The sequence below is a fragment of the Chromobacterium subtsugae genome (assembly GCF_035919665.1).
GTDB lineage: Bacteria > Pseudomonadota > Gammaproteobacteria > Burkholderiales > Chromobacteriaceae > Chromobacterium > Chromobacterium subtsugae.
The window spans coordinates 955,305-975,369 of the sequence record NZ_CP142381.1 but is presented as its reverse complement, the minus strand read 5'-3'; the positions used below and the strand labels follow the sequence as shown (position 1 = coordinate 975,369).

The window sequence follows — 20,065 nt, the reverse complement described above, 5'->3', positions numbered from 1 at the left end:
GGCGGCGAGCGACGACGCATTCCGTTCGGATCCGCAGAATGGTTTCGATCAGGCCTATCAAGGCGGCGCAGTATGCCATCCGGCCGCCTCGCGCCCTTTGCGCCGCGTCAATAGTGGAATCAGGCGGTCTCGCGCATCTTCAGCGCTTCGACGATGTCCACCGCGACGATGCGGCTGACGCCCTGTTCCTGCATGGTCACCCCCACCAGCTGCTCGGCCATTTCCATGGTCAGGCGGTTATGGGAAATATAGAGGAACTGGGTGCGCTCCGACATTTGCTTGACCAGGTCGCAGAAGCGGCTGGTGTTGGCGTCGTCCAGCGGCGCGTCCACCTCGTCCAGCAGGCAGAACGGCGCCGGGTTCAGAGAAAACAGCGAGAACACCAGGCTCATCGCGGTCAGCGCCTTTTCGCCGCCTGACAGCAGGTGGATGGTGCTGTTCTTCTTGCCCGGCGGCTGGGCGATGATCTGCACGCCGGCGTCCAGCAGGTCTTCGCCGGTCAGCACCAGCTCGGCGCGGCCGCCGCCGAACAGCGTGGGGAAGAATTCGCGCATCTTGGCGTTGACCGCCTCGTAGGTGGCTTGCAGCATCTCGCGGGTTTCGCCGTCGATCTTGGCGATGGCCTCCTCCAGCGTCGCCATCGCCTGGTTGAGGTCGTCGGACTGGCTGGCCAGATACTCGCCGCGCTTTTTCGCCTCTTCCAGCTCTTGCAGCGCCGCCAGGTTGACCGCCCCCAGCCCCTCCAGCGCCCGCGCCAGCCGGGCGATTTCCGCGGCCAGCGCGTTCGGCTTCACCCCTTCGTTGAGATCGGCCAGCAGCGCCGCCTCGTCGGCCTCGGCCTGGGCCAGCTCCTCGGCGAAGCGCTCCATCGCCAGCCTGGCCTCCTGGTGCTTGAGCAGCCAGTCCGAACGCGCCTGGCGCAGCGCCGGCAGCGCGGCGTTGGCTTCCTGCTGGCGCTGGCCCAGCTCGCGCAGCCGCTCGGTCAGCTGGTTGAGCCGGTCGCGCGCGGCGGCGAGGCCGCCTTCGCGGGACTCGCGCTCGGCCAGCGCCTGCTGCAGCGCCTCTTCCGGCACCGCCTCGTCGACGGTTTCCGACTCGGCGGCCAGCGTCTCCAGCCGTTCCTGCAGCTGCTCGTCGCGGTCGGCCAGCTCGCGGCCGCGGCGCGACAGTTCGGCCACCTTCTGCTCGGCGCTGTGAAGCGCCAGCTTGATCTCGTGCAGCACGCGCTCGGCGTCGCGCGCCTTGTTGCGCGCCAGTTGCAGGCCGGTTTCGGCATTCAGCCGGTCCAGCCTCACCTCTTCCAGCTGCAGCGCCAGTTCCTCCAGCGTCAGCGCCGCTTCCTCGCCCATCAGTTCGGCCTCGGCGATGCCGTCGTCGGCGTGCGCGCGCTCTTCCGCGATGCGCTGGCGCTCGGCCTCGATCGCCGACAAGCGCGCCGCGCCCTGGCGCGCCGCCTGGTCCAGCTTGACGTGCTCCAGCGTGGCGGCGTTCAGCTCCGCCTCCAGCCGGGTCAGCGAGCCCTTCTGGCCGCGCACCGCCTCGGCCAGCATATTGCCCATGCTCAAGAGGCTGTCGCGCTTCTTCTGCATCGCTTCGATTTCCGGCCGCCAGGCCTCGGCGCGGGCGCTGGCTTCGTCCAGCTGCCGCTTGCGCGCCATCAGGCCGTCGCCGCTGGCTTCGGCGTGGTAGCGCACGCTGGCGGCATCGACACGATGGCCCTCCGGCGTCAGCCAGCATTCGCCGGCCGCCAATTCGCCGCGGCGCGCCAAAGCGGCATCCAGCGTGTCGGCCAGGTACACGCCGGCCAGCCAGTCGCCCAGCGCGGCATCGAACGGCGCTTGCGCCTTGACCTCGGCCAATAGAGCCGGCCAGCTTCGCGCCGGCAATCCGGCGGCGGCCGCGCGCTTGCCGTCCACCAGAACCAGCGCGGCGGGCGGCTGCCCGGCCGGCAGCGCGGCGGCGCGGGCGGACAGGCGTTCGCCCAGCGCCGCTTCCAGCGCCTGCTGCCAGCGCGCGTCGATCTGCAGCGACTGCCACAGTTGCGGCGCGTCGGCCAGGCCATGCTGTTCCAGCCAGCCGGCCAGTTGCTCGCCGGCCGCCTCGCGCTGCAGCAGCGCCGCCAGCGCGGCGGCCTCTGCCTCGGCGCGCGCCAGCTCGGTGCGCTTGGCCGCCAGCTGCTGGTCCAGTTTTTCGCGCTCGGCAGCCAGGTCGGCCTGTTTGGCCTCGTCGGCCACCAGCCGCGCCCGCACCGCGTCCAGCGCGGCCCTGGCCTTGGCCACTTCCTGCTGCGCCGCTTCCAGCGCGGCGTGCTCCGGCAGGTTCAGGTCCGACAATTCGCGCGTCAGCGCGGCGTCGCGGCCGGCCAGTTGCTGCATGCCGCGCTGCCAGTGTTCGATCTTCTGCCGCGACAGGTCGCGCTCGCGGGTGAGGTTGGCCTGCTGGGCCACCATCTGCGACTGCCGCTGGTCCAGCACGCGGAAGGCGGCCTCGGCGCCCGGCAGTTCGTCGGCGCCGTCCTCCAGCGCCATCTGCGCCTCTTCCTGCCTGAGCTGCGCCTCTTCCAGCCGCGGCAGCCAATCGTCCAGCTCGGCCTCCACCTGCTGGCGGTTGTCGGCCAGTTGCTGGCGTTCGCTGCGCGCCGCCGCCAGGTCGCGCTCCAGCCGCTGCCGGCTCTGCTCGCGGTGGCGCTGCGCCTCTTCCAGCCGCGCCAGCTGCGCGTTGGCCTCGAACAGCTGCTGCTGCGCCTCGTGCACCGCGTCGCTGGCGGCGAAATGGCTTTCGCGCACCGTCTCCTGTTCGGTTTCCAGGTGGGTGGCCGCGCTCTCCAGCGCCGCCTCCTCGGTTTCGATGCGCGCCAGCTCGGCGCGGGCGGCCGCCTCGTTGCGCGCCGCCTCCTCGCGCCGCGCCAGCGCCAGCAGGTTCTGCTTGTGGGTCAGCGCGCCCTTGAGGTCGTGATACTGGGACGCCACTTCAGCCTGCTCGGACAGGCGCTCCACTTGGCGCTCCAGCTCCTGCTGCAGGTCGGCGATGCGCTCCAGGTTGGCGCGGGTGTCGGTCAGGCGGTTTTCTGTCTCGCGGCGGCGCTCCTTGTACTTGGACACGCCGGCCGCCTCTTCCAGATAGGCGCGCAGCTCTTCCGGCCGCGCCTCGATGATGCGCGAGATCATGCCCTGCTCGATCACCGCGTAGCCGCGCGCGCCGACGCCGGTGCCGAGGAACAGGTCGGTGATGTCGCGCCGCCGCACCTGCTGGTTGTTGATGTAGTAGCTGGATTCGCCCTGGCGGGTCAGCACCCGCTTGATCGCCACTTCGGCGTACTGGCCCCAGGGGCCGGTCAACTGGCCGTCGGCGTTGTCGAACACCAGCTCGACCGACGCCCGCGACACCGGCTTGCGAGTGGACGAGCCGTTGAAGATCACGTCCTGCATCGACTCGCCGCGCAACTGCTTGGCGGACGATTCGCCCAATACCCAGCGCACGGCGTCGATCACATTGGACTTGCCGCAGCCGTTGGGGCCGATCACCGCCACCAGTTGGCCCGGCACCGCGATGCTGGTGGGGTCGACAAATGACTTGAAACCGGCAAGCTTGATATGGGTCAGGCGCAAGACATCCTCACTGCTCGTATGTAGAGATTAAGCCAAAGCGGCATTTTATCAGGCCCGCCGCGCCAGCGGTGCGGCATGGCGGCCCCGGCCGCGCCGGCGAATTTGCGCTGGCCTGGGGCTGGGGCAGTTGTGCCATAATGGCCGTATGGAACCCTTATCGCTGTGCAATCATTTCCTGATCGCCATGCCCGGCATGGGCGATCCGCTGTTTGCCAAGTCGCTGGTCTACCTGTGCGAGCACGGCGAACACGGCGCCATGGGCCTGATCGTCAACAAGCCGTCCGGCATCGCCATGGCGCAGCTGTTCGACCAGATCGACCTGCCGCTGGACGACGAGGACACCCGCACCGGGGTGGTCTACTTCGGCGGCCCGGTGCAGCCGGACCGCGGCTTCGTGCTGCACCAACCCTCCGGCAACTGGCAGTCCAGCCTGATGGTCACCGACGACATCGCGCTGACCACCTCCAAGGACGTGCTGGCGGCGGTGTCCGAAGGCCGCAAGCCCGAGCGGCTGCTGATCTCGCTGGGTTACGCCGGCTGGTCGGAAGGCCAGCTGGAGCAGGAAATCGCCGACAACGGCTGGCTGACGGTGCCGGCCGACCCCGCCATCATCTTCGAACTGCCCTGCGAAGCCCGCTACGACGCCGCGATGGCGCTGCTGGGCATCGACCCCACCCTGCTGTCGTCGGAAGTCGGCCATGCCTGAAGGTTGCGTGCTGGCTTTTGATTTCGGCGAGCGCCGCATCGGCGTCGCCGTCGGCGACGCGATGCTGGGCATCCCCCACCCTCTGGCTACCATAGACACCGCCGTCACCGACGAGCGCTTCGCCGCCATCGGCAAACTGATAGGCGAATGGCAGCCGGCTCAGTTGGTGGTGGGCCTGCCCATGCACCCGGACGGCGTCGAACACGAAATGAGCGCGCTGGCGCGCCGCTTCGCCAACCGGCTCAAAGGCCGCTTCGGCCTGCCGGTATGGCTGGTGGACGAGCGCTATACCTCGGTGATCGCCGAGCAGCTGCTGGAAGAGGCCGGCGTCAAGAAAGGACGCAAGCAAAAACCGGCGCTGGACCAGGTGGCCGCGCAGGCCATCCTCGCCGGCTGGTTCGAGCAGCCGGGCACCGCAGTTTGATGCCGGCCAGGCTCTTCGCCCTGCTGCTGCTCGCCGCCAGCGTCGCCGGCTTCTGCTGGTTGTGGCGCCAGGCGCAGCTGGCCAACGCGGCGCGCGATTGGCCGATCGCGGCCGGCGTCGTGGAGCGCAGCGCGGTGGAATGGCGGCAGCGCCGCGGCGGCGACAACAGCGATCAGCGCGAGTACCGCGCCGACGTCGTCTACCGCTACCAGGCCGGCGGCCAGCACTACCGCGCCGGCAATATCCGCATCCCCGACGCCGGCTTCGGCGGCAGCCAGACGCTGGCCCAGGATACCGTCAGCCGCTATCCCGCCGGCGCGGCGGTACGGGTGCGCTACAACCCCGCCAAACCGCAGCAAGCCTGCCTGGAGACCGGCGCGCACTGGAGCCTGCGCGCCGGCCAGTTGCTGATGCTGCTGTTCGCCGCCGCCGGCGTCGCCCTGCTGCTCCGCCGCTGAGCCCTTCGCCACCGGGCGCCCGGTTCCCCTGCCAGAGAATCTCCGCAAGCCATTGTTTTGTTAGAAGCTATTAAGCGCCATTGAGTCGGGCGGGCAAACTGGCGATACTGATAGCGATGGCAGATTCAGCGGAGGGCCCCGCCATGAGCATCAGTCAAACCACGCAGATTTCACTGGCGAGCGCCGCCTTGCTCAACGGCGGCACCGTGCCGTCGCCGGTGGTGCAAAACGGCAACGCCACGCAGGCGCTGGCCGCCCAGGCGGCCCAGCTGTCGCAGGAGTCCAGCGTGGTGACGCTGCTGGGCGGCGGCGACAGCAGCGGCGCCACCTACGACCCCGCCGGCATGCTCAACGGCTTCGCCACCGCCGGCGTGCTGCAAGGCAGCGCGCTGAGCCCGAGCAGCGGCGAAAGCGCGCAGGACAGCACCGATCAGCAGGTGCTGGACCAAACGCTGGGCGTCAGCGGCGCCGCATCGTCCGGCCTCAACGGCAACTGGGCGACGGTGCTGCAAAGCAATCCGGCGCTGGCCGGCCAGGCGGTGGCGGACAGCACCAACGGCAATATCGTCGACACCCTGGCCTAGCGCCGGCCATGAAAAAAGCCCGGAATGCTCCGGGCTTTTTCGCGGGCCTCAGCGGCTGCCCTGCTTGCGGCTTTCCTTCTCTTTCAGCTTTTCCTCGCGCAGGATCGCGCGCTCGGCGGCGATGGCCTTCGCGCGCTTTTCCCACGCCAGCCATTCATCCGGGCGCTCCAGCGTGATGCGGCCGACCTGGCCGTCGCGGAAGTCGGTCAGCACGATCTCCGCCGCCTTCTGCATATTGATGCGGCCGCCGGACAGCACCGCGCCGCGCTTCCTGCCTATCATTTCCAGCACCTGCCAGTCCTGCCGGCCCTCCACGTCGTCCAGCTTGTAGCGCGCGCTCAATTCCGGCGCGTAATGGACCAGCAGATACTTCAGCAGCTCCAGCGTCACCTCTTCCTCGTCCATCGCGTTGCGGCCCACCGCGCCGCTGGCGGCCAAATTGTAGCCGCCCTCCTCCACCTCGATCTTCGGCCACAGCATGCCGGGGGTGTCGAACAGTTCGAAGTCGTCGGCCAGGATGATGCGCTGCTCGTTCTTGGTGACGCCCGGCATATTACCGGTCTTGGCGATCTTGCGGCTGGACATGCTGTTGATCAGCGTGGATTTCCCTACGTTGGGAATACCGCAGATCAGCACCCTGAGCGGCTTTTCCAGGCCACCGCGGTTGGGCGCCAGCTCGCGGCAGGCCGCCACCAGCTTCTGCGCCGGCGCGCGCTCGCCGGCGTCCATGCCCAGCGCCTGGGTATGGGGCTTGGCGTTGTACCAGGCCAGCCACTGCTGGGTGATAGCCGGGTCGGCCAGGTCCTGCTTGTTCAAGATCATCAGCCGCGGCTTGCCCTTCGCCATGCGGGCCAGCATCGGATTGGCGCTGGAAGCCGGCAGGCGGGCGTCCAGCAGCTCGATCACGACATCGATTTCTTTCAGGCGCTCGGTAATATCCTTGCGCGCCTTGTTCATATGGCCGGGGAACCATTGGATTGCCATTGTCAACGCTTTCTAATCGGGTCCAGCAGATAAGTCAGACCATTGTGGTCGAGTTCTTGCATCAGTTGCAGCAGCCGGCCGATCTCGCCGGGCGGAAAGCCTTCGCGGGCGAACCAGTTCAGGTAGTTGCCCGGCAGTTCGCAAATCAGGGTGCCCTTGTGCTTGCCGAAAGGCATGACGCGGGTGGTGAGGCTGAGCAGGTCTTCGGCTTGCATGATGGCAGGTATAGATTGAGGCTGGGCATTGTGCCAAAGCCGGCCAGCGCCGGCCAGGCTTGATATGGCGCAATCACGCAGCGGGTTTCGCTTTGGGCCGGCGCGGCGGCGATTTAGCATGTCGGCGCGACACCTGCGGCCGGCGCTGGTCCGGCCAGGCTTTTCGGTTCGCGCAGAGCCGTTTGCGGGCGCTTCGGCGCCCGCCTTTTCACGGCTGCGGCATGGGCTTGCGGTCGTTGAAATACAGGAAGCCCTTCACCACGCGGTAGATGTACCAAACCCACACCGCGAACAGCACTACGCCGCCCACCAACAGCCACAGCGTGGCGAAGCCGACGACATAGCCGAGCAGGGCCAGCCAGAAGGTGCGGATCTGCCATTCGAAATGGCTTTCGTACAAGGTGCCGCGCACATCGTCGCGCTTCACGTAGTTGATGATCACGCCGACCAGCGCGGTGACGCCGACCAGCAGGCTGACCGCCTGCAGGATGTACACCGCCAGCGTCAGATTGTTCAGCTTGCGTTCGCCTTCGTCGTGCAGCTCCAGCTCCATGCATCTTCTCCCGCGGGGTTAGCAATTCAGCAATTTTTCGAAACGCCCGGCCAGGCCGGCGCGCGCGCGGCGGCTGGCGTCCAGCGCCGCGGCGACGCCGCGGCCGGCGCCAGGCTGAGCCGGCCGCGGGCTCCAGCCCTGCAAACCGCCTTCGCCGCGGCCCCCGGACAGCAAGACCGGCAGCGCCGGCCGCCACGCCAGGCCGGCAGCAGCCGCCAGCTCCGCCGCGCGGCGGTTGGCGTCATCCAGCGCCGCCAGCTCGTCCAGCCCCAGCGCCACCTGCCGCCATTCCAGCAGCAGAATGCGCGCCGCCAACCAATCGGCCGGTTCGGCCAGGCGCGGCGGCAGGCCCTGCGCCGGCAAGCCGCGCCGCAGCGCCAGGCGCAAGGCCAGCAGGCGGATTTCCGGCAGCATGGACTCCAGCAGCGGCGCGCCGCCATCGCAAGCCGCCAGCCAGGAAGACAACTGCCCGGCCGGCGGCCCGGAGCGATAAGCCAGCCACTCGCCGTCGGTCACCAGGGCGACCGGGTACAGCGTGGACTCCGCCATCGTGGCGGCCTGGCTGCGGGCAAGGGAAAAGGCGTCTCTGACTTCGTTCATGGCAGGTGTCTCCGGATCGGGAACGGTGCGGTCGGACCGGAGAACATTCGCTTCTTGCAAGATCAAAAAAACAAATGCCACCGGTAACCGGCGGCATTTGTCGGGAATGTGCTCGCAGACCTCGTCGTCTTGGCCAAGCCTATCCCTGGCGCCGCCAGGATGAGCGGTACCAATAGGAATAGCGGTGGAAAAGGACGGCATTTCGGTCAGTCATGCCCAGCATGCTGCCAATGATGGCCGCCGCCGTCAAGCCATAGTTCCGGCGGCGGGGCGCGGCAACAAGCTGATCCCGCAAGAAAAAACCGGGCCGTCCTCGCGGAGCGGCCCGGTTTCGCGGCGCGGCGCGCGGCTTACATATTGGGGTAGTTAGGCCCACCGCCGCCCTCCGGCGTCACCCAGTTGATGTTCTGGGTGGGGTCCTTGATGTCGCAGGTCTTGCAATGCACGCAGTTTTGCGCGTTGATCTGCAGCCGCGGCTTGCCTTCGTCCTGGCCGACGATTTCGTACACGCCGGCCGGGCAGTAGCGCTGCTCCGGCGCATCGTACAGCGCCAGGTTGACCGCCACCGGCACCGACGCGTCCTTCAGCTTCAGGTGCGCCGGCTGGTCTTCGCTGTGGTTGGCGTTGGAGATGAACACCGAGGACAGGCGGTCGAAGGTCAGCTTGCCGTCCGGCTTCGGATAGGCGATCGGGCTGAACTCATAGGCCTGCCTCAGCGACTCGTTGTCGGCGTGCTTGTGGCGCAGCGTCCACGGCGCGCGGCCGCGGAACAGGAAGGTGTCCAGCGCCGAATAGATCATCGCCGGCCACAGGCCCCAGCGGAACGACGGGCGGATGTTGCGCACCTTGTAGAGTTCGGCATGCGCCCAGCTCTGCTGGAACTTGGCCGAATAGGCCTTGGCTTCGCCGCCCTGCGCCCGCGCCTCGTCGCCCAACAGCTCGAACACCGCCTCGGCCGCCAGCATCGCGGATTTCATCGCGGTGTGGGTGCCCTTGATCTTGGGCACGTTGAGGAAGCCGGCGGTGTCGCCGATCAGCGCGCCGCCCGGGAAGGTCAACTTGGGCAAGCTCTGCAGCCCGCCCTCGGTCAGCGCGCGGGCGCCGTAGGAGACGCGGCGGCCGCCCTCGAAGGTTTTCTTGATCGCCGGGTGGGTCTTGAAGCGCTGGAACTCCTCGAACGGCGACAGGTAGGGATTCTGGTAATCCAGGCCGACCACGAAGCCGACCGCCACCAGATTGTCTTCCAGGTGGTAAAGGAAGGAGCCGCCATAGGTGGCAGTGTCCAGCGGCCAGCCCACGGTATGGGTGATGTGGCCGGGCTGGTGATGCTCCGGCTTCACTTCCCACAATTCCTTGATGCCGATGCCGAAAGTCTGCGGATCGGCGCCGTCGCGCAGCTTGAAGCGCTCGAACAGCGTCTTGGTCAGCGAGCCCCTACAGCCTTCGGCGAACAGGGTTTGCTTCGCCCACAGCTCCATGCCCGGCTCGCCTTCCTGGTCGCCGTTCTTGCCGGTGCCGACCGCGCCGGTGGCCACACCCTTGACCGAGCCGTCGGCGTGGTACAGCACCTCGGCCGCGGCGAAGCCCGGGTAGATCTCCACACCCAGGTTTTCCGCCTGCTGGCCCAGCCAGCGGCAGAAGTTACCCAGGCTGACGATGTAGTTGCCGGCATTGTGCATCTGCGGCGGCGTCGGCAGCTGGATGGATTCGGTTTCGGTCAGGTAGAGGAAACGGTCGGACAGCGCCGGCGTGTTCAGCGGGGCGTCCAGCTCTTTCCAGTTCGGCAGCAGCTCGCTGAGCGCGCCGGTTTCTATCACCGCGCCGGACAGGATGTGGGCGCCGATTTCCGAGCCCTTCTCCAGCAGGCAGACGCTGACTTCGCGGCCCTGCTCGGCCGCCAGCTGTTTCAGACGGATCGCCGCGGACAGGCCAGAAGGCCCGCCGCCGACGATCACCACGTCGTATTCCATGTATTCGCGTTGCACCGTTTCTCCTTTGCGCCCGCCGGGACTTATTGATTTGATTGACATCATGCTATGAAGCGAGGATGCCGTCAAAATCAAACAAGCGTTTAAACGGTGCCACTGTTGCGCAATGCGACAATGTCCGATTCGCCATAACCCAGCGTGCGCAAAATCTGCTCAGTATGTTCTCCCAGAGCGGGAGGGGCTAGATTGTACTCGACTGGCGTGCCGGAAAGTTTGATCGGACACCCTACCAGCGGCACTTCTTGTCCGACATTATCCTCCAAAGCCAGCTGCATGCCGCGCGCCTCGGCCTGCGGATCGGCGAAAGCCTCCTCCACGTCGTTGATCGGGCCGCAGGGCACGCCGGCCTTGTCCAGCTCCTTCAGCCAGTGCTCGCGCGAATGGTGGCGGAACGCCATCGCCAGCAGCGGCACCAGCTGGGCGCGGTTCGCCACCCGCTGCGGATTGGTGGCGTAACGGGCGTCGCGCGCCCACTGCGGCTGGCCGATCAGCCGGCATACCTCGGCGAACTGCTTGTCGTTGCCGCAAGCCAGGATGAAATGGCCATCCGACGCGGCGAACACCTGGTAGGGCACGATGTTGGCGTGGGCGTTGCCCAGCCGCGGCGGCACCTTGCGCCCCACCAGCCAGTTGGACGCCACATTGGCCAGCATCGCCAGCGAGCAGTCGAACAAGGCCATGTCGATATGCTGGCCGGCGCCGCTGCGTTCGCGGGCGATCAACGCCGCCTGCACCGCATTGGCGGCGTAGAGGCCGGTGAACAGGTCGGACACCGCCACCCCCACCTTGTGCGGCTCGCCGTCGGCCGGGCCGGTGATGCTCATCAGGCCGGACATGCCCTGCACGATATAGTCGTAGCCGGCCAGGCCGGCATAGGGCCCGCTCTGGCCGAAGCCGGTGATCGAGCAGTACACCAGCCGCGGATTGACGGCTTTCAGGCTGGCGTAATCCAGCCCGTACTTCGCCAAGCCGCCCACCTTGTAGTTTTCCAGCAGCACATCGGCCTCGGCCGCCAGCTTGCGCACGATTTCCTGGCCGGCCGGCTGGCTGATGTCCACCGTCAGCGAACGCTTGCCGCGGTTGGCGCACAGGAAATAGGCTGCCTTGCCGTCGGGCAGGCTGGGCGGCGCCCATTGCCGGGTATCGTCGCCGCTGCCCGGCTTTTCTATCTTGACCACATCCGCGCCCAGATCGGCCAGCAGCTGGCTGGCCCACGGCCCGGCCAGCACCCGGCTCAAATCCACAACCTTGATACCCGCCAACGCTCCTGCCATCGCGCTCTCCTTGTTCTGGCCGCCAAGATCCATGGCGCGCCTGTCCGCCGCTAAAAAAAAGTGGCCCGGCAAGCCGGGCCCCCAAAGGACAGACAGGAATCAACGGCGCGGCCGGCCCTCCGGCCGCGCCGGCTTATCAGGCAAACGCCTGAATACCGGTCTGGGCTCGGCCCAGAATCAGGGCATGCACGTCATGCGTGCCCTCATAAGTGTTGACCGCCTCCAGATTCATCACGTGGCGGATCACATGGAATTCGTCGCTGATGCCGTTGCCGCCGTGCATGTCGCGGGCGACGCGGGCGATGTCCAGCGCCTTGCCGCAGTTGTTGCGCTTGATCAGCGAGATCATTTCCGGCGCGGCGCGGCCTTCGTCCATCAGCCGCCCCACCCGCAGCGCGGCTTGCAGGCCCAGCGCGATCTCGGTCTGCATATTGGCCAGTTTCAGCTGGATCAGCTGGTTGGCGGCCAGCGGCCGGCCGAACTGCTCGCGCTCCAGCGTGTACTGGCGGGCGGCCTGCCAACAGAACTCGGCGGCGCCCATCGCGCCCCAGGCGATGCCGTAGCGCGCCTTGTTCAGGCAGCCGAACGGCCCTTTCAAACCCTTGACGCCGGGCAGCAGCTGCTCGTCCGACACCAGCACGTCGTCCATCACGATTTCGCCGGTGATGGAGGCGCGCAAGGAGAACTTGCCGTGGATGGCCGGGGCCGACAGGCCCTGCATGCCCTTCTCCAGGATGAAGCCGCGGATTTCGTCGTCGTCATCCTTGGCCCAGACCACGAACACGTCGGCCGCCGGGCTGTTGGTGATCCACATCTTGCTGCCGGACAGCAGGTAGCCGCCGTCCACCTTGCGGGCGCGGGTCTTCATGCTGGCTGGGTCGGAACCGGAATCGGGCTCGGTCAGGCCGAAACAGCCCAGCCACTCGCCGCTGGCGAGCTTGGGCAGGTATTTGTCTTTTTGCGCGTCGGAGCCGTAGGCCCAAATCGGGTGCATCACCAGGGACGACTGCACGCTCATCGCCGAGCGGTAGCCGGAATCCACCCGCTCCACCTCGCGCGCCACCAGGCCGTAGGCGACATGGCTGAGGCCGGCGCAGCCGTAGCCTTCTATGGTGCAGCCGAGGAAGCCCAGCTCGCCCATCTCGTTGATGATCTCGCGGTCGAAGCGCTCTGCGCGGTTGGCGGTCAGCACCCGCGGCAGCAGCCGCTGCTGGCAGTAGTCGTGCGCGCTTTGCTGCACCAGCCGCTCTTCGTCGCTCAATTGGTCCAGCAACAACAGGGGGTCTTCCCAGACGAAGGGCGCGCGCTGCGAGGATGCTGCCATATGCTTTCTCCCGATTAATTCCGCATTGCGGAATTGAATTTCACCATGCAAAATAGACTAAACACTCTGGCCGCGACTTGTAAAGCGATTTGCTCGTCATGCCGGCTATCTTTTGTCGTGATGGGGAACAAGATGCAACAAACAGAAGACCGGCAATTCGTCACCGCGCTGGCGCGCGGCCTGGAAATGCTGGCGGCGTTCCGCCCCGGCGAGGGCGCGTTGTCCAACCAGGCGCTGGCGCGCCGCACCGGCCTGCCCAAATCCACGGTGTCGCGGCTGAGCTACACGCTGACCCGGCTCGGTTATTTGCAGCAGGAAGGCGACGGCGGCCCGTACCGGCTGGGGCTGGCGTTGCTGGCGCTGGGCTCGGCGGCGCTGGCCGGCTACGATCTGCGCGCGGCGGCGGCGCCCTTGATGCGCGAATTCGCGCTGGCCAACAATGTGTCGGTGAGCCTAGCCCTGCTGGACGGCAGCGATATGGTGTATCTGGAAACCTGCCGCAGCCAGGCGCGGGTATCGGTGCAGCTGGCCACCGGCTCGCGGGTGCCGCTGGCCACCACCGCGATCGGGCGCGCCTATTTCGCCGGCCTGCCGGCCGCCGAGCGGCAAGCGCTGCTGCCGCGGCTGGCGCAGCGCTACGGCGCGGAATGGCCGCAACTGGAGCAAAGGCTGGAGCAGGCCTGCGCCGACTACTCGCGGCACGGCTACTCGGCGTCTTTCGGCGAATACGAAGCGGATGTGATGGCGGTGGGCACCCACCTGCCGGCGCTCTTGCCCGGCCAGCCGGCGATGGCGCTCAACGCCAGCGGCCCGGCCTTCGCCTTCGACGCGGCGGCGATGCGCGAACGGATCGCGCCGGCCTTGCTGGCGCTGCGCCAGCGCATCGCGCCGACGGTCTGAACGCCAGGAACGCCGCGGCCCGCTTGCGCGGGCCGCCGGGTTCAGGCTGACTGGATGTAATGCACCAGGTGGTTGATCACCTGCGCCTGCTCGTCTATCGTCGCCCGCACCAGATCGCCGATCGACAGCATGCCCAATACGGTCTGGTCTTCCATCACCGGCAGGTGGCGGATGCGCTTTTCCGTCATCAGGCTCATGCAGTCGTCCAGCGTCTGCAGCGGCGTCACGTACACCACGCGGCTGGTCATGATGTCGCGCACCTTGGTCCCGGCCGAGGTGCGGCCCTGCAGCACGATGCGGCGCGCGTAGTCGCGTTCGGAAAAGATGCCGACGATGTCGCCGGACTCCATCACCAGCACCGCGCCGATATCGTTTTCCGCCATCACCTGCAGCGCCTGGAACACGGTGCTGTCCGGACTGACGTACACCAGCGCCCGCACCGGTTTGCCATCCAGCAATTGTCTTACGGTTTGCATGTCGCCTCCCCTTTTTATAGCCTGTGGCACCGCCGCGCGCGGCGGTATGCCATAACTATAGATCACCGCCGCGGCAGGCGGCGGCGGGGATGGGTCAGGCGCGGATCATGGTGCCGACGCCGGCGGCGGTCAGGATTTCCAGCAGCAGCGCGTGCTTGACGCGGCCGTCTATGATGTGGACCGCGCCGACGCCGTTCTTGGCCGCGTCCAGCGCCGAGCTGATCTTCGGCAGCATGCCGCCGGAAATGGTGCCGTCGGCGAACAGCTCGTCGATGCGCTGCGCGGTCAGCCCGGTCAGCAGCTGGCCCTGCTTGTCCAGCACGCCGGGCGTGTTGGTCATCAGCACCAGCTTTTCCGCCTGCAGCGTTTCCGCCAGCTTGCCGGCCACCAGGTCGGCGTTGATGTTGTAGGCCTCGCCGTCTGCGCCGACGCCGATCGGCGCCACCACCGGGATGAAGTCGCGGCTGTCCAGCAGCGACACCAGCGACGGGTCGATGGCTTCGATCTCGCCGACCTGGCCGATGTCCACCGCCTCGTCGCCGTCGGCCTTCAGGAACAGCTTGCGGGCGCGGATGAAATGGCCATCCTTGCCGGTCAGGCCCACCGCCTTGCCGCCGTGCTTGTTGATCAGCGACACGATTTCCTTGTTGACCAGGCCGCCCAGCACCATCTCCACCACTTCCATGGTTTCCTTGTCGGTCACCCGCATGCCCTGGATGAACTCGCCCTGCTTGCCGACCCGCGCCAGCAAGTCGTTGATCTGCGGGCCGCCGCCGTGCACCACCACCGGATTCATCCCCACCAGCTTCAGCAGCACCACGTCCTTGGCGAAGCCCTCTTTCAGGGCCTCGTCGGTCATCGCGTTGCCGCCGTACTTGATCACGATGGTCTTGCCGGCGAACTGGCGGATATAAGGCAGGGCCTCGGCCAGGATGTTCGCCTTCTCGGCTGCGTCTGTTGCCACTTCATTTCTCCTTGCTAGCGGATCGCTTTCACCAACCCTAAACGGCTGGCCGGCGATTTCGGATTACGGTGTCGCATTTTAATCACGGCAATTGCTGAACTGTGATTTATTAATTGCCGAACCCTGATCGAAAGGCCTACAGTGCCGGCATTACTGAACAAGAATTCAGAAAGACCGCCATGACCGACACCGGCAACAGCCGCTGGCAGCGCAAGAAGGACGCCAGGCCCAGCGAAATCCTGGACGCCGCGCTGACCTTATTCGTCGAAAAAGGCTATCTCGCCACCAAGATGGAAGACATCGCCCGCGCCGCCGGCGTCACCAAGGGCACGCCTTACCTGTATTTCCAGAACAAGGAAGACATCTTCAAGGCGGTGGTGCGCGAAACCATCGTCGCCCGCGTCCACGCGATGAGCGCGCAACTGGCCCAAGTGCACGGCGTCGGCAGCAGCGAACTGCTGTTTCTGGCGCTGGACGATTGGTGGACTCATATCGGCTCCACCCGCGCCGCCGGCCTGTGCAAGCTGATGGCCGCCGAGGCCACCAATTTCCCGGAGCTGACGCGCTTTTATTACGACGAAGCCATCCTGCCGGCGCGCCAGTTGCTCGGCCACATCATCCAGCGCGGCATGGACAGCGGCGAATTCCGCCCGGTCCATCTCGATTACGCGATCGACGCGCTGACCGCGCCGATGATGATGACGATGATCCTCAGCCACTCGTTCGCCCTGGTGCCCGGCTGTTGCGACAGCATCAAGGACAATCCGCTCGAATTCCTCAAGACCTCGCTGCGGTTGACGCTGCAAGGCATGCACCAGCCCGCGCCCCAGGACGCCCGCCCATGAAACACATAGTTCCCCTCGGCCTCGCGCTCGCCGCCGCGCTTGGCCTTTCCGCCTGCAAGGGCCAAACCGCCGCGCCGGAAGACATTCGCCCGGTGCGCTACGCGGTCGCCGGCGGCCATGCCGAAACCGGCGGCGACAGCTACGCCGGCGAAATCCGCGCCCGCCACGAGACCCAGCTGGCGTTCCGCGTCGCCGGCAAGGTGGTGGCCAAGCTGGTCAACAGCGGCGAGCGCGTGAAAAAGGGCCAGCCGCTGGCGCGGCTGGACCCCAGCGACTACCAGCTCGACCTCGCCGGCAAACAGGCGCAGCTGGCGGCAGCCGAATCCGACCTAGCCCAACAGCAGCTGAACCTGAAGCGTTACCGCGAGCTGCTGGCCAAACAGTTCATCAGCCAGGCCCAGGTGGACGGCCAGCAGAACGGCGTCAACGCCGCCCAGGCCAAGGTCAACCAGGCGCGCGCCGCGCTGTCCGCCAGCCGCAATCAAACCGCTTACTCGACGCTGACGGCCGACGCCGACGGCGTGGTCAGCCAGATGCAGGCCGAACCCGGCCTGGTGGTGGCCGCCGGCCAGCCGGTGGCCAAGCTGTCGCAGGACGGCGCGCGCGAAGTGGCGATCCAGGTGCCGGAAAACGCGCTGGAGCGGCTGCGCGCCGCCGGCGTGTTCCAGGTCAGCCTGTGGAAGGGTGGCGCGCCGCTGCAAGGCAAGCTGCGCGAACTGGCCGCCGACGCCGATCCGGCCACCCGCACCTATCCGGCCCGCATCGCGCTGTCCGGCGACAGCCGCGCGCTGCAGCTGGGCATGACCGCCAATGTGCGCGCCCCCGGCCAGGCCGCCGCCGGCGCGCTGCGCCTGCCGCTGACCGCGGTGCTGGACCTGCAGGGCAAACACTATGTCTGGACCATAGACGCGCAAAGCCTGCGCGTCAGCCGCAAGCCGGTCAGCGTCGGCGCGGCGGACAACGACAGCATCGCCGTCACCGACGGCGTGCGCGCCGGCGACAAGGTGGTGACCGCCGGCGTGCATCTGCTGCGCGAAGGCCAGCGCGTCAAGCTGCTGGATCGGTGAGGACGCGGCGATGAAGAAACTGAATCTCTCCGAATGGGCGCTGCACCACCAGGCGCTGGTGCGCTACCTGATGGTGATGCTGATGCTGGCCGGCGCCTGGGCCTACACCCAGCTGGGCCAGAAGGAAGACCCGGAATTCACCTTCAAGGCGATGCTGGTGCAAGCCAACTGGCCGGGCGCCACCACCTTGCAGATGGAGCAGCAGGTCACCGACAAGCTGGAGGAAAAGCTGCAGGAGATGGGCGAGATCGACTACGTGCAAAGCTATACCAAGCCGGGCGAAAGCCTGCTGGTGGTGTCGCTGCGCGAGAACGTGCCGCCCAAGAACGTGCCGCAGCTGTGGTACCAGGTGCGCAAGAAGCTGGGCGACATCGCCTACACCCTGCCCGCTGGCGCGCAAGGGCCGTTCTTCAACGACGAGTTCGGCGACACCTTCGGCAATATCTACGCCTTCAGCGGCGACGGCTTCAGCTATGAGGAGCTGCGCCGCTACGTGGAAGCCTCCAAGCAGGAACTGCTGCGCGTGCCCGACGTAGCCAAGGTGCAGGTGCTGGGCAAGCAGGAGCAACGCATCTACGTCGACCTGTCCAGCGCCAAGCTGGCCAGCCTGGGCCTCGATACCCGCGTGGTCTGGCAGGCGCTGCAGCAGCAAAATGGCATGACGCCGGCCGGCACCTTCGAAACCGCCTCCGACCGCATCTGGGTGCGCCCCAGCGGCCAGTACGGCTCGGTGGAAGCGGTCGCCGCCACGCCGGTCAGCGTCGGCGGCAAATCGTTCCGGCTGGGCGACATCGCCAGCGTCAAGCGCGGCTACATCGACCCGCCCGCCACCAGCGTGCGCTTCAACGGCCAGCCGGCGCTGGCGCTGGCCATCAGCATGAAGAGCGGCGGCGACGTGCTGAAGCTGGGCGCCAACCTCGACCAGGCCATCGCCGGCATCCAGGGCAAGCTGCCGCTGGGCGTGGAAATCCACGCGGTGTCGGACCAGCCCAAGGTGGTGCACGACGCGGTGGGCGAATTCATGCGCTCGCTGGTGGAGGCGGTGGTGATCGTGCTGGCGGTCAGCTTCTTCAGCCTGGGCCTGCGCACCGGCGTGGTGGTGGCGCTGTCCATTCCGCTGGTGCTGGCGATGACCTTCCTCGCCATGTATTGCTTCAACATCGATCTGCAGCGCATCTCGCTGGGCTCGCTGATCATCGCGCTGGGCCTCTTGGTGGACGACGCCATCATCGCGGTGGAAATGATGGCGCTGAAGCTGGAGCAAGGCTGGAACAAGTTCCAGGCCGCCACCTACGCCTACAGCAGCACGGCCTTCCCGATGCTGACCGGCACGCTGATCACCGCCGCCACCTTCCTGCCGGTGGGCCTGGCCAAATCGATGGCCGGCGAGTACGTGTTCAGCCTGTTCGCGGTGGTCGGCATCGCGCTGGTGCTGTCGTGGATAGTCGCGGTGGTGTTCACCCCCTATCTGGGCTACAAGCTGCTGTCCAGCCATGCCCGCCACGAAGAGGTCGACGTCTACCAGAAACCGTTCTACCTGCGCTTCCGCGCGCTGCTGGGCTGGTGCCTGGACCACCGCAAGACGGTGATCGCCGCCACCCTGGCCGCCTTCGTCGTGTCCTTGTTCGCGTTCAAGCTGTTCGTCGCCCAGCAGTTCTTCCCCTCGTCCAACCGGCCTGAGCTGATGGTGGACATGTGGCTGCCGCGCGGCGCCAGCTACCACGCCACGCTGGAGCAGGTGGAAAAGATGGAAAAGCTGGCCCGCGCCGATCCCGGCGTGGCCAGCGTCACCAGCTATGTCGGCAGCGGCAGCCCGCGCTTCTACCTGCCGCTGGACCAGCAGCAGCAGCACACCAATTACGCGCAGCTGATGGTGATGACCCGCGACGAGCATGTGCGCGAAGCGGTGAAGGCGCGGCTGGAAAAGATTTTCGACAACGACTTCCCGCTGGTGCGCGGCCGCGTCACCCGGCTGGAAAACGGCCCGCCGGTCGGCTACCCGGTGCAGTTCCGCGTGATGGGCCCCGACCACGACCAGGTGCGCAAGATCGCCGACCAGGTGGAAGCGCTGGTGCGCAAGCACCCGTCCACGCTGCACGTCAACCAGAACTGGGGCGAGCAGGTGAAGGCGCTGCGCATAGACATCGACCAGGACAAGGCCGCCACGCTGGGGCTGTCGTCGCAACAGCTGTCGCAGCAGCTGCAGATGCTGATCTCCGGCAGCGCCGTCAGCGATTACCGCGAAGGCAACCAGAGCATCGCCATCGTCGCGCGCCTGAACCCCGGCGAGCAAAGAGACGTCGCCGCGCTGGGCAATCTGATGGTGCAGACCGCCAGCGGCCGCTTCGTGCCGGTATCGCAGATCGGCCATATCCGCTACGAACCGGAGGAAGGCATCATCTGGCGCCGCAATCGCCTGCCCACCATCACCGTCAGCGCCGACGTGGTCGACGGCGTGCAGGGCGCCGACGTTTCCACCCAGCTGTCGCCGGGCATGGCCGCGCTGGAGAAGACGCTGCCGCTGGGCTACCACATCGAGGCCGGCGGCACGCTGGAGTCCAGCGGCAAGTCGCAGCAGGCGATCGCCGCCGTCGCGCCGTTGATGATTGTTGTAGTTCTGACACTCCTGATGCTGCAGCTGCAGAGCTTCCAACGCACGCTGATGGTGGTGCTGACCGCGCCGCTCGGCATGATAGGCGTCACCCTGACGCTGATCTTGTTCCGCGCGCCTTTCGGCTTCGTCGCCATGCTGGGCGTGATCGCGCTGTCCGGCATGATCATGCGCAACTCGGTGATCCTGGTGGACCAGATCGAGCATGACATCCGCGAAGGCATAGACCGCTTCGAGGCCATCATCGGTTCCACCGTGCGGCGTTTTAGGCCCATAATGCTGACGGCATTGGCGGCCATTCTGGCAATGATTCCGTTGACCCGCAGCACGTTCTGGGGTCCGATGGCGGTGGCCATCATGGGGGGCCTGCTGGTGGCCACCGTGCTGACCCTGCTGTTCCTGCCGGCCCTGTACGCCCAATGGTTCCGCGTGTCGCGCGACGAGCGGCAGCCAACACTTCCACAGCAAGAATAACGAGCACCAG

Annotated in this window: 18 protein-coding genes; 8 read left to right on the top strand and 10 right to left on the bottom strand. The window is 67.0% G+C overall.

Translation table 11 applies throughout. From position 1 onward, the window contains the following. Window positions 1–119: 119 nt before the first annotated feature. On the bottom strand, window positions 120–3,608 hold the full coding sequence (smc, locus tag U6115_RS04770; protein ID WP_043579744.1) for a chromosome segregation protein SMC: 3,489 nt from the start codon (window positions 3,606–3,608) through the stop codon (window positions 120–122). A 145-nt stretch (window positions 3,609–3,753) separates the two neighbouring features. Here smc and U6115_RS04765 point away from each other — a divergent pair, with 145 nt between their 5' ends. From U6115_RS04765 to U6115_RS04750, 4 genes are all read left to right on the top strand, one after another. After that, window positions 3,754–4,314, top strand: coding sequence for a YqgE/AlgH family protein (locus U6115_RS04765; RefSeq protein WP_043579742.1), 561 nt, complete (start codon window positions 3,754–3,756; stop codon window positions 4,312–4,314). Further along, window positions 4,307–4,738: a Holliday junction resolvase RuvX gene (ruvX, locus tag U6115_RS04760; RefSeq protein WP_043579740.1), complete on the top strand. Its 432-nt coding sequence runs from the start codon at window positions 4,307–4,309 to the stop codon at window positions 4,736–4,738. Before U6115_RS04765 ends, ruvX begins: the two co-directional genes overlap by 8 nt. Continuing rightward, window positions 4,738–5,196, top strand: a complete 459-nt coding sequence (locus tag U6115_RS04755; protein ID WP_043579737.1) for a DUF3592 domain-containing protein — start codon at window positions 4,738–4,740, stop codon at window positions 5,194–5,196. Before ruvX ends, U6115_RS04755 begins: the two co-directional genes overlap by 1 nt. 143 nt (window positions 5,197–5,339) lie before the next feature. Continuing rightward, the gene (locus tag U6115_RS04750) at window positions 5,340–5,780 is read left to right on the top strand and encodes a hypothetical protein (RefSeq protein WP_043579735.1); all 441 of its coding nucleotides are present in this window, start codon (window positions 5,340–5,342) and stop codon (window positions 5,778–5,780) included. Window positions 5,781–5,828: 48 nt separating this feature from the next. On the opposite strand, the gene ylqF is transcribed toward U6115_RS04750, so the two are convergent. From ylqF to U6115_RS04715, 7 genes are all read right to left on the bottom strand, one after another. Then, window positions 5,829–6,764, bottom strand: coding sequence for a ribosome biogenesis GTPase YlqF (gene ylqF, locus U6115_RS04745; RefSeq protein ID WP_043579733.1), 936 nt, complete (start codon window positions 6,762–6,764; stop codon window positions 5,829–5,831). A 2-nt stretch (window positions 6,765–6,766) separates the two neighbouring features. Next, window positions 6,767–6,979, bottom strand: coding sequence for a DUF3820 family protein (locus U6115_RS04740; RefSeq protein WP_043579731.1), 213 nt, complete (start codon window positions 6,977–6,979; stop codon window positions 6,767–6,769). 208 nt (window positions 6,980–7,187) lie between these two features. After that, entirely contained in the window at window positions 7,188–7,532 is a 345-nt protein-coding gene (locus tag U6115_RS04735) for a DUF4870 family protein (protein WP_043579729.1), read from the bottom strand. 18 nt (window positions 7,533–7,550) lie between these two features. Next, window positions 7,551–8,132 (bottom strand): hypothetical protein, encoded by a 582-nt coding sequence (locus U6115_RS04730; RefSeq protein WP_052258338.1) that lies wholly within the window; start codon window positions 8,130–8,132, stop codon window positions 7,551–7,553. A gap of 350 nt (window positions 8,133–8,482) precedes the next feature. Further along, the gene (locus tag U6115_RS04725; RefSeq protein WP_043579827.1) at window positions 8,483–10,102 is read right to left on the bottom strand and encodes an electron transfer flavoprotein-ubiquinone oxidoreductase; all 1,620 of its coding nucleotides are present in this window, start codon (window positions 10,100–10,102) and stop codon (window positions 8,483–8,485) included. A gap of 101 nt (window positions 10,103–10,203) precedes the next feature. Beyond that, on the bottom strand, window positions 10,204–11,394 hold the full coding sequence (locus U6115_RS04720) for a CaiB/BaiF CoA transferase family protein (RefSeq protein WP_043579727.1): 1,191 nt from the start codon (window positions 11,392–11,394) through the stop codon (window positions 10,204–10,206). 136 nt (window positions 11,395–11,530) lie between these two features. Continuing rightward, window positions 11,531–12,718: an acyl-CoA dehydrogenase gene (locus U6115_RS04715; protein ID WP_043579725.1), complete on the bottom strand. Its 1,188-nt coding sequence runs from the start codon at window positions 12,716–12,718 to the stop codon at window positions 11,531–11,533. Between the two features lie 132 nt (window positions 12,719–12,850). Between U6115_RS04715 and U6115_RS04710 the strand changes: the two genes are divergently transcribed. Then, window positions 12,851–13,618: an IclR family transcriptional regulator gene (locus U6115_RS04710; protein ID WP_043579824.1), complete on the top strand. Its 768-nt coding sequence runs from the start codon at window positions 12,851–12,853 to the stop codon at window positions 13,616–13,618. Window positions 13,619–13,659: 41 nt separating this feature from the next. On the opposite strand, the gene U6115_RS04705 is transcribed toward U6115_RS04710, so the two are convergent. Continuing rightward, on the bottom strand, window positions 13,660–14,094 hold the full coding sequence (locus U6115_RS04705) for a CBS domain-containing protein (RefSeq protein WP_043579723.1): 435 nt from the start codon (window positions 14,092–14,094) through the stop codon (window positions 13,660–13,662). A 94-nt stretch (window positions 14,095–14,188) separates the two neighbouring features. Continuing rightward, complete coding sequence (gene argB, locus U6115_RS04700) at window positions 14,189–15,058, bottom strand: acetylglutamate kinase (RefSeq protein WP_043579721.1); 870 nt, start codon at window positions 15,056–15,058, stop codon at window positions 14,189–14,191. A gap of 179 nt (window positions 15,059–15,237) precedes the next feature. Here argB and U6115_RS04695 point away from each other — a divergent pair, with 179 nt between their 5' ends. Genes U6115_RS04695 through U6115_RS04685 form a run of 3 tightly spaced genes read left to right on the top strand, consistent with a single transcriptional unit; the run spans window position 15,238 to window position 20,055 of the window. Beyond that, the gene (locus U6115_RS04695) at window positions 15,238–15,903 is read left to right on the top strand and encodes a TetR/AcrR family transcriptional regulator (protein WP_043579719.1); all 666 of its coding nucleotides are present in this window, start codon (window positions 15,238–15,240) and stop codon (window positions 15,901–15,903) included. Then, a complete protein-coding gene (locus U6115_RS04690; RefSeq protein ID WP_043579716.1) occupies window positions 15,900–16,970 on the top strand; it encodes an efflux RND transporter periplasmic adaptor subunit in 1,071 nt (356 codons plus the stop codon). The genes U6115_RS04695 and U6115_RS04690 overlap by 4 nt, the downstream gene beginning before the upstream one ends. 10 nt (window positions 16,971–16,980) lie before the next feature. Continuing rightward, window positions 16,981–20,055: an efflux RND transporter permease subunit gene (locus tag U6115_RS04685; RefSeq protein WP_043579714.1), complete on the top strand. Its 3,075-nt coding sequence runs from the start codon at window positions 16,981–16,983 to the stop codon at window positions 20,053–20,055. Window positions 20,056–20,065: the final 10 nt, after the last annotated feature.